Annotated in this window: 16 protein-coding genes and 1 riboswitch; of the genes, 8 read left to right on the top strand and 8 right to left on the bottom strand. The window is 63.9% G+C overall.

What is annotated here, in order from left to right; all coding sequences use genetic code 11:
• Positions 1 to 20 precede the first annotated feature (20 nt).
• Positions 21 to 995 carry a carbohydrate kinase family protein gene (locus tag ACFULT_RS20215; protein WP_378482237.1) on the top strand — a complete coding sequence of 325 codons (975 nt, stop codon included), beginning with the start codon at positions 21 to 23 and terminating at the stop codon, positions 993 to 995.
• Positions 996 to 1,103: 108 nt separating this feature from the next.
• On the opposite strand, the gene asnB is transcribed toward ACFULT_RS20215, so the two are convergent.
• Positions 1,104 to 3,029: an asparagine synthase (glutamine-hydrolyzing) gene (gene asnB, locus ACFULT_RS20210; RefSeq protein WP_378482236.1), complete on the bottom strand. Its 1,926-nt coding sequence runs from the start codon at positions 3,027 to 3,029 to the stop codon at positions 1,104 to 1,106.
• A 223-nt stretch (positions 3,030 to 3,252) separates the two neighbouring features.
• On the opposite strand from asnB, the gene ACFULT_RS20205 reads away from it, so the two are divergent.
• Both ACFULT_RS20205 and ACFULT_RS20200 read left to right on the top strand, forming a co-directional pair.
• Positions 3,253 to 4,329, top strand: a complete 1,077-nt coding sequence (locus tag ACFULT_RS20205) for a cytochrome c oxidase subunit II (RefSeq protein WP_026347926.1) — start codon at positions 3,253 to 3,255, stop codon at positions 4,327 to 4,329.
• 18 nt (positions 4,330 to 4,347) lie between these two features.
• Positions 4,348 to 4,764, top strand: coding sequence for a cytochrome c oxidase subunit 4 (locus ACFULT_RS20200; protein WP_037109186.1), 417 nt, complete (start codon positions 4,348 to 4,350; stop codon positions 4,762 to 4,764).
• Positions 4,765 to 4,927: 163 nt separating this feature from the next.
• Here the strand turns inward: ACFULT_RS20200 and ACFULT_RS20195 are convergent, their stop codons facing one another.
• The 5 genes from ACFULT_RS20195 to ACFULT_RS20175 form a co-directional block, all read right to left on the bottom strand.
• Entirely contained in the window at positions 4,928 to 5,194 is a 267-nt protein-coding gene (locus ACFULT_RS20195; RefSeq protein WP_094721452.1) for a helix-turn-helix transcriptional regulator, read from the bottom strand.
• 330 nt (positions 5,195 to 5,524) lie between these two features.
• Positions 5,525 to 7,321, bottom strand: coding sequence for a cytochrome bc complex cytochrome b subunit (locus ACFULT_RS20190; protein ID WP_378482235.1), 1,797 nt, complete (start codon positions 7,319 to 7,321; stop codon positions 5,525 to 5,527).
• Positions 7,318 to 8,520: a ubiquinol-cytochrome c reductase iron-sulfur subunit gene (locus tag ACFULT_RS20185; RefSeq protein ID WP_378482234.1), complete on the bottom strand. Its 1,203-nt coding sequence runs from the start codon at positions 8,518 to 8,520 to the stop codon at positions 7,318 to 7,320. The genes ACFULT_RS20190 and ACFULT_RS20185 overlap by 4 nt, the downstream gene beginning before the upstream one ends.
• Positions 8,517 to 9,359 (bottom strand): c-type cytochrome, encoded by an 843-nt coding sequence (locus ACFULT_RS20180; protein WP_378482233.1) that lies wholly within the window; start codon positions 9,357 to 9,359, stop codon positions 8,517 to 8,519. Before ACFULT_RS20180 ends, ACFULT_RS20185 begins: the two co-directional genes overlap by 4 nt.
• 103 nt (positions 9,360 to 9,462) lie before the next feature.
• Positions 9,463 to 10,074: a heme-copper oxidase subunit III gene (locus ACFULT_RS20175; protein WP_026347923.1), complete on the bottom strand. Its 612-nt coding sequence runs from the start codon at positions 10,072 to 10,074 to the stop codon at positions 9,463 to 9,465.
• Between the two features lie 151 nt (positions 10,075 to 10,225).
• Between ACFULT_RS20175 and ACFULT_RS20170 the strand changes: the two genes are divergently transcribed.
• Positions 10,226 to 10,708 (top strand): hypothetical protein, encoded by a 483-nt coding sequence (locus ACFULT_RS20170; RefSeq protein WP_176460089.1) that lies wholly within the window; start codon positions 10,226 to 10,228, stop codon positions 10,706 to 10,708.
• A 79-nt stretch (positions 10,709 to 10,787) separates the two neighbouring features.
• Positions 10,788 to 11,861 carry an anthranilate phosphoribosyltransferase gene (gene trpD / locus ACFULT_RS20165; RefSeq protein ID WP_170945315.1) on the top strand — a complete coding sequence of 358 codons (1,074 nt, stop codon included), beginning with the start codon at positions 10,788 to 10,790 and terminating at the stop codon, positions 11,859 to 11,861.
• A 22-nt stretch (positions 11,862 to 11,883) separates the two neighbouring features.
• Here trpD and ACFULT_RS20160 read toward each other — a convergent pair whose 3' ends face one another.
• Together ACFULT_RS20160 and ACFULT_RS20155 are read right to left on the bottom strand one after the other, a co-directional pair.
• The gene (locus ACFULT_RS20160) at positions 11,884 to 12,159 is read right to left on the bottom strand and encodes an Lrp/AsnC family transcriptional regulator (RefSeq protein WP_019665964.1); all 276 of its coding nucleotides are present in this window, start codon (positions 12,157 to 12,159) and stop codon (positions 11,884 to 11,886) included.
• A gap of 10 nt (positions 12,160 to 12,169) precedes the next feature.
• Complete coding sequence (locus ACFULT_RS20155) at positions 12,170 to 13,921, bottom strand: DEDD exonuclease domain-containing protein (RefSeq protein ID WP_378482232.1); 1,752 nt, start codon at positions 13,919 to 13,921, stop codon at positions 12,170 to 12,172.
• 126 nt (positions 13,922 to 14,047) lie between these two features.
• Here ACFULT_RS20155 and ACFULT_RS20150 point away from each other — a divergent pair, with 126 nt between their 5' ends.
• The 3 genes from ACFULT_RS20150 to ACFULT_RS20140 all read left to right on the top strand — a co-directional run bounded on the left by ACFULT_RS20150 (position 14,048) and on the right by ACFULT_RS20140 (position 16,558).
• The gene (locus ACFULT_RS20150) at positions 14,048 to 14,329 is read left to right on the top strand and encodes a hypothetical protein (RefSeq protein WP_378482231.1); all 282 of its coding nucleotides are present in this window, start codon (positions 14,048 to 14,050) and stop codon (positions 14,327 to 14,329) included.
• Between the two features lie 115 nt (positions 14,330 to 14,444).
• Positions 14,445 to 14,608, top strand: a riboswitch (cyclic di-AMP (ydaO/yuaA leader).
• 19 nt (positions 14,609 to 14,627) lie between these two features.
• Complete coding sequence (locus ACFULT_RS20145) at positions 14,628 to 15,188, top strand: C40 family peptidase (protein WP_027498846.1); 561 nt, start codon at positions 14,628 to 14,630, stop codon at positions 15,186 to 15,188.
• Between the two features lie 308 nt (positions 15,189 to 15,496).
• The gene (locus ACFULT_RS20140; RefSeq protein WP_094721456.1) at positions 15,497 to 16,558 is read left to right on the top strand and encodes a C40 family peptidase; all 1,062 of its coding nucleotides are present in this window, start codon (positions 15,497 to 15,499) and stop codon (positions 16,556 to 16,558) included.
• The last annotated feature ends 1 nt before the right edge of the window (position 16,559 follow it).

The raw sequence follows: 16,559 nt of genomic DNA, 5'->3' as shown, positions 1-16,559 counted from the left end.
CAACCGAAAGGCCCATCCACGTGACACTCGCGGTATCGGGATCGATAGCCACCGATCACCTCATGCGATTTCCGGGCAAGTTCGCCGAGCAGATCGTTGCCGATCAGCTGTCGAACATCTCGCTCAGCTTCCTCGTCGACGATCTGGTGATCCGCAAAGGCGGAGTCGGCGGGAACATCGCATACGCACTCGGTGTCCTCGGCGGATCACCGCTACTCGTGGGAGCCGTCGGACCGGACTTCGGCGAGTACCGCGCGTGGTTGGAAGCCAACGGCGTCGACTGCGGGGGCGTGCGGGTCTCGGAGTCCGCACACACCGCTCGATTCGTGTGCACGACCGACGAGGACATGGCTCAGATTGCCTCGTTCTACCCCGGTGCGATGAGCGAAGCTCGTGACATCACGATCGACGGATTGGAGTCCTCGAGTCCCATCGAACTCGTTCTCATCGGCGCCAACGATCCCGACGCGATGATCGCCCATACCGACCAGTGCCGTGCGAGCGGAATTCCGTTCGCAGCTGATCCGTCGCAGCAGCTGGCGCGACTGACCGGCGAGCAGGCAATCGCCCTCGTCGATGGCGCGACCTACTTGTTCACGAACGAATACGAGTGGGGACTGCTGCGTCAGAAAACCGGACTGTCCGAAACGGAGATCGCCGCGAAGGTCGGACTGCGAGTCACCACGCTCGGCAAATCCGGTGTGGAAATCGTCGCAGCCGACGGTACGAGGACACACGTCGAGGTCGTACCGGAAACAAGCAAGGTCGACCCGACCGGCGTCGGCGACGGATTCCGCGCGGGATTCCTCCTGGCACACCGCGCCGGTGCGACGGTCGAACGCGCCGCACAACTCGGCTCGCTCGTCGCGGTTCTCGTGCTCGAGACCACCGGTACCCAGGAATGGACCTTCGTGCGCGACGATGCACTGAAGCGTCTCGGCGCGGCCTACGGGTCCGTCGCGGCCGAGGAGATCGGCGCACTCCTGCCGTCATAGGTCGCTCGGTATCGCAGTCCTCACGTCGATGGCCCGCACGCAACAGTCGAGATCGTTGCGTGCGGGCCATCTGAGTTCAGGTGGAGATTCAGACGAGCCTGTGTCCCGTCAGAGGTCCACCGGGTACGTCGGCTCCGCGATCTCCGGGACGATCCGCTTCTCCACGAAGATGCCGTGCCACACCATGAAGATCAGGACAGTCCACAGCCGTCGGCTGTGATCGGACTTGCCGTCGCGGTGCTCGTTCAGCATCGCGGTGATGGCTGCCTTGTTCAGGATGTGATCGGTCTCCGACGCAGCGATCTGCTCGTGCGCCCAATCGAACAATTCGGTTCCGCGCAGCCAGTGCCGAAGAGGAACCGGGAAACCGAGCTTCGCGCGATGCAAAACGTGGCCGGGCACGATTCCTTCGAGCGCCTGCCGCAGCGCGTACTTGGTGGTGTCCTTCGTGATCTTCTGCTCCAACGGCAGCTTCTCGGCTACCGCGAACACCTCGTTGTCGAGGAACGGGACACGTAGTTCGAGGGAATTCGCCATGGTTATCTTGTCCGCCTTGACCAGAATGTCGCCGCGCAACCACGTGAACAGATCGAGGTGCTGCATTCTCGCCACGGGATCCCAGCCCTGCGACTGCGCATAGATCGGCGCAGTGACGTCCGTGTGCGTCCACTCCGGACGGAAATCGCGCAGCACCGCCCTCAGCTGAGCGTCACCGAAACTGCGTGCATTGCCGTAGTAGCGCTCCTCGAGCGACATGGATCCGCGGTGCAGCAGACTCTTGCCCCGCGTACCGTCGGGAATCCTCTCGCTCAGAGCGCCCGCCGCGCGACGCAGACCCTTCGGCAAATATTCGAACGGTTTGAGCGACAGTGGCTCTCGATAGATGGTGTACCCACCGAAGAGCTCGTCGGCGCCTTCACCCGACAACACGACCTTGACGTGCTTGCGTGCTTCCTTCGCCACGAAGTAGAGCGGCACCAGCGCCGGATCCGCGACCGGATCGTCGAGATACCAGACGATCTCCGGAATCGACGCTGCGAACTCCTCGGGCCCGACGACCTTGACGACATGGCGAGCCCCGATCGCGGCGGCCGACTCCGCGGCCACATCGACCTCCGAGTAGCCCTCACGCTCGAAGCCGGTGGTGAACGTGATCAGGTTCGGATTGTGGCGCATCGCCAGAGCCGCGATTGCCGTCGAGTCGATGCCGCCCGACAGGAACGATCCGACGGTGACATCGGCTCGCATGTGCTTTGCGACCGAATCCTCCAGCGCCTCCGCGATCTCCTTGTAGCGAGCCGCTTCGGAACCTGCCGCGAACGGCTTCACCGGGAACTTCGGCGTGAAGTACCGAGTGACCACTGGAGTCCCACCGGGGGAGAGGGTCGCGTAGCAACCGGACTCGAGGCGTCGGATCTCGCGGTGCAGCGTCTCCGGCTCGGGTACGTACTGCAACACGGTGTAGTGCTCGGTTGCCCTCGGGTCGAGGTCTGTGCCGATACCCACCAGGTCCGTCAGCTCCAGCAGGCTCTTCTTCTCGCTACCGAACGCGGTACCGCCCGGGCCGGTCGCCATGAACAGAGGCTTGATGCCGAACGGATCACGAGCCAGAAACAGTTCGCGCGTCTCGGTGTCCCAGATGGCGAACCCGAACATGCCACGCAATCGCCGCACAGCCGTCGGGCCCCAGTAGTGGAAAGCCGCCACGATGGACTCGCCGTCGCCCTCGGTGAAGAACTCGGCGCCGTGATCGCGAGAGAGTTCCTCCCTCAGTTCGAGGTAGTTGTAGATTTCGCCGTTGAACGTCAGTGCGTAACGCGTCGGGTTCTCGGGCGGCCCCCACCGAAGCGGCTGATGTGAATGAGCGATGTCGATGATCGACAGACGATTGAATCCGTAGATGATGTCGTCGTCGTGCCACGTGCCCGGTTCGTCCGGTCCGCGGTGGCGCATGCAGTGCATGGCGGAGGACACGAGGTCGACTCCCGCAGCATCGGTGCCGGTCGACGTCAGTACACCGAGTAGTCCACACACAGCGTCTGCTACCTCGTTTCGCAGTTGGGGATTGGTCCGCTGCCACGGCGTCAGCATCCTGACGCCCCAGGCGGCACGGAAACCTCGAGTATGCCGCAGACACGGTACGCGCAACGCGGGCGACCCAAGAGTGGTGATGCGACGGCTTTGGTCTACGCTGCGTAGTACTAGGGCATCCGCATGTGGAAGCCCTCATTCTTCAGTGGTGAGCGATCAGGAAGGCGTGAACGTGGCGCAGAGTCGGATCCTTCGGCGAGCTGGGCTAACAGTATTTCTCGGCTTGGCCGCGTTGCTGTTGTCGGGTTGTTCCATCGACAACGATGTTCTGCGCTTCGGCTTTCCGTCGGGCATTACTCCCCAGGGCAAGTCGATTCGAGAATTGTGGACATGGTCCGTGGTGGCAGCCCTGATCATGGGCATCATCGTGTGGGCCCTGATCTTCTGGGTGGTCATCTTCCACCGCAAGAAGAAGGACTCGCCCGAGTTCCCGCGTCAGACGGCATACAACGTGCCCCTGGAGCTGTTCTACACCGCAGTTCCCTTCGTCATCATCGCGGTGCTGTTCTACTTCACCGTCGTCGTGCAGAACTACGTCGACGAGAAGGAGCCGAATCCCGATGTGACGGTCGACGTAACGGCGTACCAGTGGAACTGGAAGTTCGGCTACCAGACGGTCGACTTGAAGGACGGCGTCGTGAAGTACGACGGCACCGACCTCGAAGCGCAGGCCGCTGCCGAGGCCGCCGCCGATCCGGGTGAAGGCGCCGAAGGTAGCGAGGACGGCGAATTCGTGCCCGGTGCGATCCACGGTGCAAGCCCGCAGGATCTGTCGTACCTGCACTACAACAAGATCGAGACCGTCGGCACCAGCAACGAGATTCCGGTTCTGGTCCTCCCGACCGGTAAGCGCATCGAGTTCGTTCTCGCCTCCTCCGACGTCATCCACGGCTTCTGGGTTCCCGAGTTCCTCTTCAAGCGAGACGTCCTCCCGAACCCGAAGGAAAATCACTCGGACAACGTCTTCCAGATCTCCGAGATCGAACGCGAAGGCGCCTTCGTCGGCCGCTGCACCGAAATGTGCGGCACGTTCCACGCCATGATGAACTTCGAGGTGCGCGCAGTATCCCCGGACGACTTCCAGGAATACATCGAGCTTCGCAAGCCAGAGTCCGACGGCGGAGAAGGCCTCACCAACGCTCAGGCACTGGAAGCAATCGGGCAGTCTCCGATCGCCACCAGCACCATCCCGTTCACTACGGACCGCTCGCAGAAGTCCGAATCCGTCGCCGAAGGCAACTGACCCAGGAAGAATGCTGAAATGAAAATCGAAGCCAAGATCTTCGAGATCCTGACTGTCTTCTTTCTTCTCGTCGGGATCGTGTACGCCCTCTTCACCGGATTCTCGCGGACCGGCGTCGAATGGGCCGGTGTCACGGCCATCGCGCTGTCGGTCGGTCTGACACTCATCATCGGAACGTACTTCCGATTCGTCGCACGACGTCTCGACACCCGTCCCGAGGACTTCGACGACGCAGAGATCAGCGACGGTGCAGGCGATCTGGGCTTCTTCAGCCCCGGTAGCTTCTGGCCGATCCTGCTCGCCGGCGCCGCATCGGTCACCGCCATCGGATTCGCGTTCTTCCTCTGGTGGCTCATCGCATTCGGTGTCGTGCTCATCCTGGCAGCGGCCGCAGGCCTGGTGTTCGAGTACCACCTCGGACCAGAGAAGCACTAGTTCCGCACAGCTCACACAACGACTGACGCCGACTCCCGATTGGGGGTCGGCGTCAGTCGTTTCTGTGTGTCGTGCAGCGGCGACGAAAGGGTGATTTGCCCGATGACTCCGCACAGTGGGTTCAGGCGTGACCCACATGCTCGGACGGGCGTGAGAGAGCCCCTCAGGACGCGTCGGCCTGACGGTCGGCGTCGGCAAGGGTGGCTGCGACCTGATCGAGCGACAAACCCAGCGTCCGGCACAGCGCCGCAACAGTGAAGAACGCAGGCGTCGGAATCCGGCCCGTCTCGATCTTGCGCAGCGTCTCCACCGAAATCCCCGCATGCGCCGCAACATCCGTCATCGTCCTCGACCCGCGGGTGGCGCGAAGCAACTCACCCAAGCGAAGACCTCTCGACAGCTCCTCAGGGGACAACGGGATGCGAACCATGGGACCAATAGTAATACCGGCCGACACCTACCGGGACCTCCGCCTCGCTGGCGAGCGGCGCTCGCAGTCGCACCGAACGTCGCGTTCGGTCACTCAGAGTGACTGGACGGCACATTCGGTCCTGCAGGTGGGGTTCCGAGGTGACCGAATGTCACGTTCAGTCACTTGGAGTGACCGAACGCCACGTTCGGTCCGGGGGAGACGGGAGTCGGTCGGGGAGGAGGGGTGTGTGGACGCGAGAGGGTGGGGGAGGGGAGGGGTGGTGGGTGTACGACATACGACGAGGGCGGCACCGGATCGGTGCCGCCCTCGTCGTGGTTCTACGTGTAGCTAGTGCTCGCTGTCGCTTTCCTGGCGTGCGGGCGAGTGATCCCCGTTGCCGTTCGAAGCGTGGCCGTTCGAGCCGTTGCCGTTGTGGCCGTTGGCTCCGTTGCCATTGTGGCCGTTGCCGTTGTGGCCATTGTGGCCGTTGCCGTTGTGGCCGTTGTGGCCGTTGCCGTTGGATCCGTTGCCGTACAGCGATGTCTGGTAGTCCGTCAGCATCTTCAGCTGCTCGAGTTCGCCGTGGTGCAGTGCTTCCTCGAGTGCCTTGCTTTCGGAGACAGGGTCGGGACGGAAGAGCGATCCGGATCCGGGCTTGCCGGCCGAGCCGAGCTTGCTCATCTTCTTCGGGACGGCTGCGCCCTGGTAAGGCAGAGCGATGGGGTGTCCGTGGTCGTCGACAGGTCCGAGCGGCTGGTGCACCTCCACGTACTGACCGTGGGGGAGACGCTTGATGATGCCGGTCTCGATTCCGTGATCGAGTACTGCGCGGTCACTGCGCTGCAAGCCGATGCAGAAGCGGTAGGCCACGAAGTAGGCGATGGGCGGCAACACCAGGATGCCGATGCGGCCGATCCACGTCATTGCGTTCAGGGAGATGTCCAGCTTGTACGCAATGATGTCGTTGATGCAGGAGAGCGTTGCCACCACGTAGAACGCCAGTGCCATGGCACCGATCGCGGTACGGACCGGTACGTCGCGGGGACGCTGCAGCAAGTTGTGGTGAGCATTGTCCCCGGTGAGGCGCTTCTCGATCCACGGGTACGCGATCATCACGGTGAAGACGAGTCCCATGATCAGGGCCACTGCGAACACTGCTGGGATCGTGTAGCGGTTGGCGATGTAGATGTCCCATGCCGGCCACAGTCGAGCCAGTCCGTCCGTCCACATCATGTAGAAGTCGGGCTGCGAGCCCGCGGACACCTGAGCCGGGTTGTACGGGCCGAGGTTCCAGACCGGGTTGATCTGCAGCAGACCACCCATGAGTGCGAGTACACCGAACGTGACGGCGAAGAACGCACCGGACTTGACGGCGAAGACCGGGAGGATGCGAACGCCGACGACGTTCTTCTCGGTGCGGCCGGGTCCGGGGAACTGCGTGTGCTTCTGGTACCAGACGAGTGCCAGGTGTGCCGCGATCAGCGCGAGGATGATGGCGGGTAGCAGTAGAACGTGAGCGACGTACAGGCGCGGGATGATGATCGTGCCGGGGAAGTCGCCGTCGAAGATCAGCCAGTGCAGCCACGTTCCGACGATCGGGACGCTCATCGTGATGCCGGAGAACGCGGCGCGGAGGCCGGTGCCGGAGAGCAGGTCGTCGGGGAGGGAGTATCCGAAGAAGCCTTCGAACATGGCCAGGATCAGCAGCAGGCAGCCGATGACCCAGTTGGCCTCACGCGGGCGACGGAACGCACCGGTGAAGAAGATGCGCAGCATGTGCACGATGATCGAGCACGCGAACATCAACGCAGCCCAGTGATGGATCTGTCGCATGAACAATCCGCCGCGGACCTCGAACGAGATGTCGAGCGTCGTCGCGTATGCCCGGGACATGGTGACACCGCGAAGCGGTTCGTAGATGCCGTTGTACTCGACCTCGCTGAGCGAGGGGTCGAAGAACAGTGTCAGGAAGACACCGGACAGCAACAGGATGATGAAGCTGTACAGCGCGATCTCGCCGAGAAGGAACGACCAGTGCGTCGGGAACACCTTGTTGATCTGACGGCGCAGACCCGGTGCGAGGTGGTACCGACTGTCTACGTCGTCTGCCTGCTTCGCTGCGAGTGTCTGCAGTGAAGGACTCATGATTCACTCTCCGCTTCGCGGTTCGGACGCTCCCAGAAGGCAGGTCCGAGGGCTTCTATGAAGTCCCCGTTGGCAACGAGGAAGCCTTCTTCGTTCACGGTGATCGGCAGCTGTGGCAATGCGCGAGCGGCAGGGCCGAAGATCGGCTTGCCGTATTCCAGCGCGTTGAACTGCGACTGGTGGCACGGGCACAGAATGCGGTTCGTCTGCTGCTCGAACAACGAAGTCGGGCAACCCAAATGCGTGCAGATCTTGGAGTAGGCGAAGTAATCGCCGTAGTTGAAGCTCTCCTGGCCCTTGCGCTTGATGGCCGTCTCCGCGTCCTCGGTACGAAGACGAATAAGCATCACGGAGTTACGAATTCCGCGCAGCGACGCGAGAAGCGCGTGGTCGTCGTCGCGATCGGCCTCGCGGAACGGGAACACAGTTTCCATGGCTCCGGCATCCATATCCTCGGGGCGGACCAGAACGACGTCGTGTGGCCGTCCGGTATCGCGCCTGAGATAGATCGTCTCTCCAGGGTAGCGCGGCGTCCAGCCGGACACCCAGAGCGGAGATTCATCGCCTTCGGCCCATGGATTCTTGACGAGGCCACCGAGGGGCAACAGCGCCATGATTCCGAGTGCGCCACCGCCGAAGAACAGTGAACGCTTGATGACCTTGCGACGACCGATCGTCGACGTCGCGAGCGAGTCACCGAGCTCGGCGACTACCGTCCTTCGGTCGACCTCGGACGAACCACCGTCGTGGCGGTCCTGAATGGACACCTCTTCGGGGATGAACTTCTTGGTGAACTGGACTGCGCCGACGCCGACACCGAGGATCGCCAGACCCATGGTGAGGCCGATCAGAGGGGTGTACAGCGAGTAGGCGCCGTAGTTCTCTTCTCCCATGCCGGCGTACTGCCAGGGCCAGAACAGGTAGATCGCGATGAACGCGACCGCGGACACGCCGGCGAGAGTGAACCAGGCAGCAACGCTGCGCTCGGCCCGCTTCTCCGCGCGGGTTCCCTTCACAGCCCAACGGTCGCGGCGGTACGCGACGTCCACGTGATCGAGGTTGGTGCCGAGTTCGACCAACTGCTCACGTGTCATACCGGCGAGTTCCTCGTCGGTGTACTTCTTGTTCAGATCCACCTTGTCGACCTTCGCGCTGTCATCGTGGCCAGGGCTTGTGCGTTCGGGATCGGCTTCGCTCATGACCGTGATCCGATCCACATCGTCGCGCCGACGACGGCAGCGATTCCGACAACCCAGATAGCAATCATTTCCGTGCCGGGTCCGAAGCCGCCGAGTCCCCATCCGCCGGGAGCCCGCGTGTCCTGAGCGGACTTCACGTACGAGATGATGTCGATCTTCTCTTCCTGCGTCAGCTGACGGTCGGAGAATTTCGGCATGTTCTGTGGGCCACTGATCATGGCCGCGTAGATCTCCTGCTCCGACGCAGGGCCGAGCGGGGGAGCGAACTTGCCGGAGGACAGAGCGCCACCCTCACCGGTGAAGTTGTGGCACGACGCGCAGTTCAGGCGGAACAGTTCGCTACCGCGGGCGATATCGCCGCTGGCGAGCGAGGACTGCGCGATTTCGCCGTTGCTGTCGCGGATGACCGTGGGGCCTCCACCGTTCTCCTGAATGTACGCACCGAGAGCGTCGATCTGCTTGTCGTCGAACTTCGGTGGCTTACGGATCGCCTGAGCTTCGTTACGTACGGCAGGCATACGTCCCGAGGAGACCTGGAAGTAGACGGCGGCTTCACCGACGCCGATGAGGCTCGGGCCGCGGTCCTGCACACCCTGCAGGTTGACGCCGTGGCACGTGACGCACGAGGTGTCGTACAACTGCTTGCCTTCGCGGATCAGAGCGGCCGAATCCTGATCGGCCGTCGCGACCTGCGGTGTGGGGGTCAGAGCCGATGCGAGAAATCCTGCACTCAGGAGTCCCATCATCAGCACGAGCGCACCGGTCACACGGCGACGAGTCTTGCGCTTGCGCCTGTTCTTGGCTGCGGCATCGGATGCTGCTGGGGGAGATGAACTCATCTTCTATCCCTTGTCGTGTCGGGACGGACCGAACGGCCTGGGGCTGATACAGGTCGTTCGCTGCGGTTGGCGAAGTGAAAACACTTGATCTGCTTTATGTCTACTAGCGGATGAAGTAAATGGTGGCGAACAACGCGATCCACACGATGTCGACGAAGTGCCAGTAGTAGGACACGACGATCGCGGCGGTGGCCTGTGCCGGCGTGAACTTACTGACAAGCGTTCGAGTGATGAGGAAGACGAATGCGATCAGACCGCCGATGACGTGCAGTCCGTGGAATCCGGTCGTGATGTAGAAGACCGATCCGTAGACGCTCGAGGAGAGCGTCGTGCCTTCGTGAACCATGTGGTAGTACTCGTAGCCCTGTCCGGCCACGAAGAAGATGCCCATCGCCAGGGTGATGACGTACCAGCGTCGCAGTCCGAAGACGTCACCGCGCTCGGCGGCGAAGACCCCGAGCTGGCAGGTGAACGACGACGCGATCAGCACGGCGGTGACCGGAACGGCGAGCGCGAGGTTGAGCTCGGTCGGTTCCGGTGGCCAGTTTCCGTTTGCCTGCGCCCTCGCGACGAAGTACATCGCAAAAAGTCCAGCGAAGAACATGAGTTCGCTCGACAGCCACACGATGGTGCCGACGCTGACCATATTGGGACGGTTCAGCGAGTGCACGCGTTGGGTGATTGCCGATCCTTGAGTCCCTACAGCGCTCGTCACAGAAAGAAGTATGACTGCTCGTAGTACCGGAGGCATACTCGGGTCCGGTCTTGGCGCGTCGCCGACGCAGGGGCGATGGCCGGCTCCCGCGTATGGCCAGGTCAAGGGCATCGACCACGCTGCGCATAGGTTGTCGTGCAAGGCTCGCCTCATGGCAACGAACGGTGGCGCATCATGGTTCCGGCGGTTGTTCGGAGGGGCGAAGACTGTTCCTCTCGACCCCGCCAGGGACGATTTGGTGGTAGTGGCATTTTCCTTCGTCGACGCCGAATCGTGTTCGACGGCGCTCGGTCGCGGAGCGGCTGCGGGATGGGTCGACACAGCGGAGGCGGTGTTCCGACATCACCTGGTGTTGCCGCCGGACCAGATCGAGGACGCGACGGCCGTCGCCGCGCAGGACGGGTACGAGCCGGTGATGGATCCGCGCCCGCGCCCGGAGATTCCGACCACCGGTTACCGCCCGAGTGTCGAGGGCGGTGTCGGCCTGACGCTGCAGCGGGTGCAGGTGATCGACGCGTTGCACTGCTCACAGGAACGCTCGCGAATGGCCGGCCTCGCGCAGCGGCGAGGTGGTGTGGTCGAGGGGTGGGATGCGCTGCAACCTGGAGGGGCGTCTCCGGCCGGTGCTGACTAGGCTTTCGGTCGCACGTCGCGGACTGCCGATCGAGGGCGTCGAGCTCTGGAACGGCCGAGGAAGGTATGGGGAGTAGTCGATGACAGATGCGAGCAACGGTGTGCCGAGCAGGACCTGGAAGGCCGTACTCGGTGCGCTGACGTCGAACGTCGATCTCTCCGCCGACGACACGGCCTGGGCGATGGACGAGATCATGTCCGACAACGCCACCGCCGCTCAGATCGCGGCCTTCGGTGTCGCTCTGAAGATGAAGGGTCCGACTCCGGAGGAAGTGAGCGGACTGGCGAACTCGATGTTGGGCCATGCGACGTTGGTCGACAGCGAACCGAATGCCGTCGACGTCGTCGGTACGGGTGGCGACGGCGCCGACACGGTCAACATCTCGACGATGGCAGCCCTCGTCGTGGCGTCGGCCGGAGCTCCGGTGGTCAAACACGGTAACCGAGCCGCGTCTTCGCGAAGTGGGACCACGGATGTGCTCGAGGCCCTCGGGGTGAAGTTCGGGCTCGGAGCGGACGGTGTCGCGACCACGGTCCGAGACGTGGGAATCGGGTTCTGTTTCGCGCCTGTCTACCATCCGGCGCTGCGTTTCGCGGGCCCTCCGCGGAAGGAGATCGGGATCCCGACGGTCTTCAACGTGCTCGGTCCCCTGACCAACCCGGGGCGACCGAGGGCGGGCCTGATCGGCTGTGCGTTCGACTCGTTGCTCCCCGTCGTGGCCCGAGTGTTCGCCGGCCGCGGCACCAGTGCGTTGGTCGTTCGTGGTGACGACGGCCTCGACGAGATAACGCTGTCCACGACGACGACAGTGCACATCGTGTCGGGTGGCGACGTGACGGTGGCCAGGATCGACCCGAGGGACTTCGGGTTCGACCTCGTCGACATCGACGCGCTCCGCGGAGGCGACGCTGCCTTCAACGCGCAGGTGGCTCGGGAGGTGTTCGCCGGCAAGCACGGTGCGGTGCGCGATGCAGTCCTGCTGAACGCCGCTGCGGCACTGACGGCGTACGACGGGATCACATCCGGGATCGTCGCCGACGACTTGACCGGTCTGCTGAAGCGCGGTGTCGAGCGTGCTGCTGCCGCTGTCGATTCCGGAGCAACCGCAGGCCTGCTCGATCGATGGATCGCACGGTCCAACGAACTCGATTGACGGGGTCGCTGCGCCCGGACGACTACTCGCCGATGGAGAAGCCCGCTTCTATGTCCGCGCTGGAGTAGGACTGGAACGCGATGTGGGTGGCGGTGTTCACGACACCGGGCACCTTGTTGATGTGCTGCGTGATCACGTCGGCGATCTGTGCGTGGTCCCTGACCTTGACGATCGCGATGAGGTCCACGTCCCCTGCACACGAGTAGACCTCGGTGACGCCGTCGACGTCCGCGACCGCCTGTGCGGTCTCCGGGATTGCGTGCGACTCGGCATCGATCATGACGATTGCGTTGATCATGCTGCCGAGTTTAGAGCGCCGCACGAAGGTGGGCGCCGATGCCGGTGTCCTCCACTGGTGTGACGGCCATCGAGCGTTCGCGCCTGGACACGGTGCGAGCGGTGGTGCACCACTGCCGCCACCCTCCGGCTCCGTGGACGGGCTCCGCGTATCCATCGGTGGTCCGGACGATCCTGACGCCGTCGGATTCGAGCCAGCGGCCGACGAGGGCTACTTCCTCCGGTGATGCGCCGCGAAAGGGCGTGGAGTCCGGCACGACGGTTTCCGCGGCCGCCACGATCGCTTCCACGACGGGCATCGGGTGCACTCGCCGCGCGGTGACGGCCGATGCAGCGAGCCGGCCGTGGCGGACGACGGCAAGTTCCCACCCTCCGTCCGGCGCACGTCGGGCGACGATCAACTCGGCGATCGCCGCGATGGCCGCGAGCCGGTGCATCCGACGCAGAACGTCTGCGAGCGAGGCGAGCCTGTCTCGGAGCCTGGCCGCCGACTCGAACAGCTCGGCAACGGACAGCGCGGAGATTCGATCCCGGGCGGCCTGGAGCGCACGGTCGTCGCGCCCGTGTGCGAGCTCGACGAACCGGCCCGGCAGGACTGCGTACTCGTCGGGCGTGAGTGGCGTGGGACCACCCGCGGCGCACCCGCCGACAGCTTCGGCCGGACACGCGTGCAGGGAGGTGCGGGGGATACGGCGAGTGCAGGTACGGATACCGAGTACCTCGGAGACGAGCGCAGCGGCGTCGGCGGCATCACCGCGGGCGGCGAACGGGCCGATCGAGTTCTCCGTCGGTGAGCGGACGACGGAGAGGCGTGGAAACGCCTCCGTGGTCGTCGTGATCCACCAACCCTTCTTGGGGAATTTGGAGCGGCGGTTGTACGGGGGGATGTGGGCGCACAGAAGTCGAAGCTCGCGCACTCCGGCTTCGAGGGCATGGGCGCATTCGACGTGGTCGACGCCGACGGCGAGGCCCACCATTTCCTTCATGCGGCCACGCGTCTCGGACCCGGTGAAGTAATTGCGCACGCGTCGTTGCAGATTGTTCGACGTGCCGACGTACAGCACCTCGTTGCCCGGTCCCTTGAAGAGATAGACGCCCGGGGTGCGGGGTAGGTGAGAAGCGAGTGAGCGTTTGGCTCTTTGCCCGGCCGACACAGCAGGCAGGTAGTCGACGAGTTCCGCATAGCTGTGGACACCCTGATTACCTACTCGCTCGATCAATGCGTGCAGTACGTCGACCGTTGCTCGTGCATCGTCGAGGGCGCGGTGGGTGGGCACGGTGCTGACCTGGAAGAGCGAGGACAGTGCCGACAGTTTCACCGAGGGTGCCTCGTCGCGGGTGAGTACTCGCCGGGCGAGTTTGACCGTGCAGAGCACCTGGAACTTGGGCCAGGCGATGTCCAGGCGTGACGCGGCCGCCCTGAGGAAAGCAGTGTCGAAACGGGCGTTGTGTGCGACGAGGACCGAGCCGCGCGCGAACTCGAGAAAGCTCGGCAGCACTCGGTCGATCCGAGGGGCGCCGATCAGCATGGCAGTGGTGATCCCGGTGAGCTCGACGATGTACGGCGGAATGGATCGGCCCGGGTCCACCAGCGTCGCGAACTCGGCGATGACCTCGCCGCCCCGAATCTTCACTGCCCCGATCTCGGTGATCGCTTCGGTGTCCGGGCTGCCACCTGTGGTCTCCAGGTCGACCACGACGAACGTCGTGTCGTGCAACGGAGTGTCGAGCTCGTCGAAGCTCAGCTGAATCGGGACGCTCACGAGTGCAGACGGTAGCGACAGGCACCGACAGCAATGTCGATCTTGCTCGGGACGCTGAACGTGTCGGAGTGGATCGCTAGGTTTCGCCGTGAAGGGTCGACCGAACGGGAAAGAGATGGAGATCACATGATCGTCGATTGCAGTGATTGCAAGGTCCGTGACATCGCGTGCGCAGACTGTGTCGTGACGGTGTTGCTCGGACCGCCCGGTATGGCCCCGGGGCGTCCGGTGGACGTCGGGATGCCGCACCCTCGGATAGCTCTCGACCAGGAAGAACTGGGGGCCATGGACGTTCTTGCCGAGGGTGGTCTCGTGCCGAAACTACGTCTCGTAGTCGACCCGGAACAGGGTCCGTCCGAGGGGTCGTTACCGGCTCGTGACACAAGCGGGGATCGACGCGCGATCTAGCGTCGAATCGACTTCTACGCCTCGCTTCGGCGAGTTGGGGTCGACACAGGGGTATGCCGTTTCGTAATCTTCCTGAGACCTTGCGGAGTCTCGCCAATCCAAACCGGAGCGGCGTCGCAAGTCACCGCCTAATCGGGATGCTCGCGAGAGCGCCCGTACCGGGAACCCGATTTCCATTGGGGTGAATCCTGCTTCGGCCGCTACCAGCGTCCGGGTGGGTAGGGCTGATCTTCCCAGCCCGAACCCGTCAGCTAACTCGGTCGGCGGATGAGTGGAAGAAACGGAGCAACCCTTTCTCGTGGCGTCACATACTTCAACCCGCCAATTGCGTCGAATCCTCGTAGCCGGCGCGATCACTGCCGGTGCGGTCGTTCTGCCCGCAGCCCCCGCAATGGCGGCCCCCATCACCATCCCCGGAGTCGGTACCTTCGAGATTCCGGAAATCCCAGGTCTTCCGCCGCTGCCGACCGAGATCCCCGGTCTGCCTGCGGCCCCCGCACCGCTCGCACCACAGGTCACCCCGGCTGCCAAGGCAGTTCAGGCCGCCGAGTCGAAGATCGGTTCGCCGTACGTCTACGGCGCTTCGGGACCCGACTCGTTCGACTGCTCCGGACTCGTTCAGTGGGCGTACAAGCAGGCCGGCATCAGCTTGCCGCGTACCAGCTACGACCAGGCCGCGGCAGGCACCCCCGTGTCGCAGTCCGACCTGCAGCCGGGCGATGTCGTCTCGTTCTACGGCGGATCGCACTCGGGAATCTACGCGGGTAACGGCAACGTCATCCACGCGTCGACGTCGGGTGTTCCCGTCAAGGTCGCGCCCGTCTCGTCGATGCCGTTCGACGGAGCGCGTCGCTACTGATTCGATGATCGTGTGTAAGGACAGCACCAGGAGTGAGCCCCACGGGCTCGCCTGGTGCTGTTTTTCGTCAGGCACCGGTGCGCGGAGCCTGCAAGGACGCCGAATGGACTCGTCGGCCGCCGGACCGTAACCTGTTCGAGACCGTCGACCTCGGTGGAGCGGGAGTCGAGTTCCGAAAAAGTCCGAAATTCCGGTCTCGTTCCACGCCCGCGGCCACCTACTCATGGGTAGGGTTTGTTTCTTCGCCGAAAGTCTGATTTCGGCGCACCCCTCGGACTACGAACTGCAAGAACGGAGAGTCACCTTCCGTGGCGACACCGATTGTCAAGCGCGTCACCCGCTCGAAGAAGGGCATTCTCGCGGCGGCCATTCTCGCGGCCTGCCTCGTCGTCTCGCCGACGGCCGTAGCCAACGCGCAGCCGGGTGTCGACAGTGCATCCGACGCTCAGACACGTCTTGCGGACCTGTCACGAGAATCCGAGCAGACGACGGAGGCAATGCACAACGCCCAGATCGATCTGGATGCGAAGACAGCCGTGCAACGCGACGCTGAGGCCGCAGTGGGGGCACACCAGGCCGAGTTGGATAGTGCGCAGGAGGCCCTGGCGCAGGTGAAGCCGGCCGTCGACAAGGTCGCCAACGCCAACTATCAAGGCGGCCGGACCAATCGTCTGTTCGCTGTGATGGTCAGTGACTCTCCACAGCAACTCCTCGACCAGATGTCTGCGCTCGACGTCATTTCCGCTGAGACGGCGCGTCAGGTGGAGCAGTTCAAGCAGGCCAGCGCCGATGCAGCGGCGGCGGATCAGGCAGCACGTGCCGCGGCCGACGCCGCGCGCGCGGCAGCAGAGCAAGCCAAGGTCGTCAGCGACGATCTTCAGGCCAAGCAGAGCGAGCTCCAGAGTCAGATGGCCGAGGTCATCGCCAGCTTCAACGCACTGTCCGGAGCGGAGCAGGCCGAGCTCGCGGGTTCGCCTCTGCCGCCTGGGTTCGATCTGTCCAAGATTCTGTCCAACCTCATCCCCGGGTCGGGTTCCGGTGCCCTGCAGGCTGGGCTCACCCAGATCGGTAAGCCCTACGTGTGGGGCGCGACCGGACCGGACGGATTCGACTGTTCGGGCTTGGTCGTGTGGGCGTACAAGCAGGTGGGAAAGACCCTGCCCCGGTCCAGTCAGGCTCAGGCCGCGGGCGGCACTCCCGTCGATCAGAAGGACCTGCAGCCCGGAGACGTCGTGCTCTTCTACCCCGACGCGTCGCACGTCGGCCTGTACGCGGGTAACGGCAACGTTCTGCACGCCTCCACGTTCGGCGTCCCGGTGAAGGTGCAGTCCATGGCGTCGTTCCCGTTCTACGGCGCACGTCGCTACTGAT

Source organism: Rhodococcus sp. NPDC057297 (assembly GCF_042667435.1).
Classification (GTDB): domain Bacteria; phylum Actinomycetota; class Actinomycetes; order Mycobacteriales; family Mycobacteriaceae; genus Rhodococcoides.
This window is presented reverse-complemented; position numbering and strand designations above follow the sequence as displayed.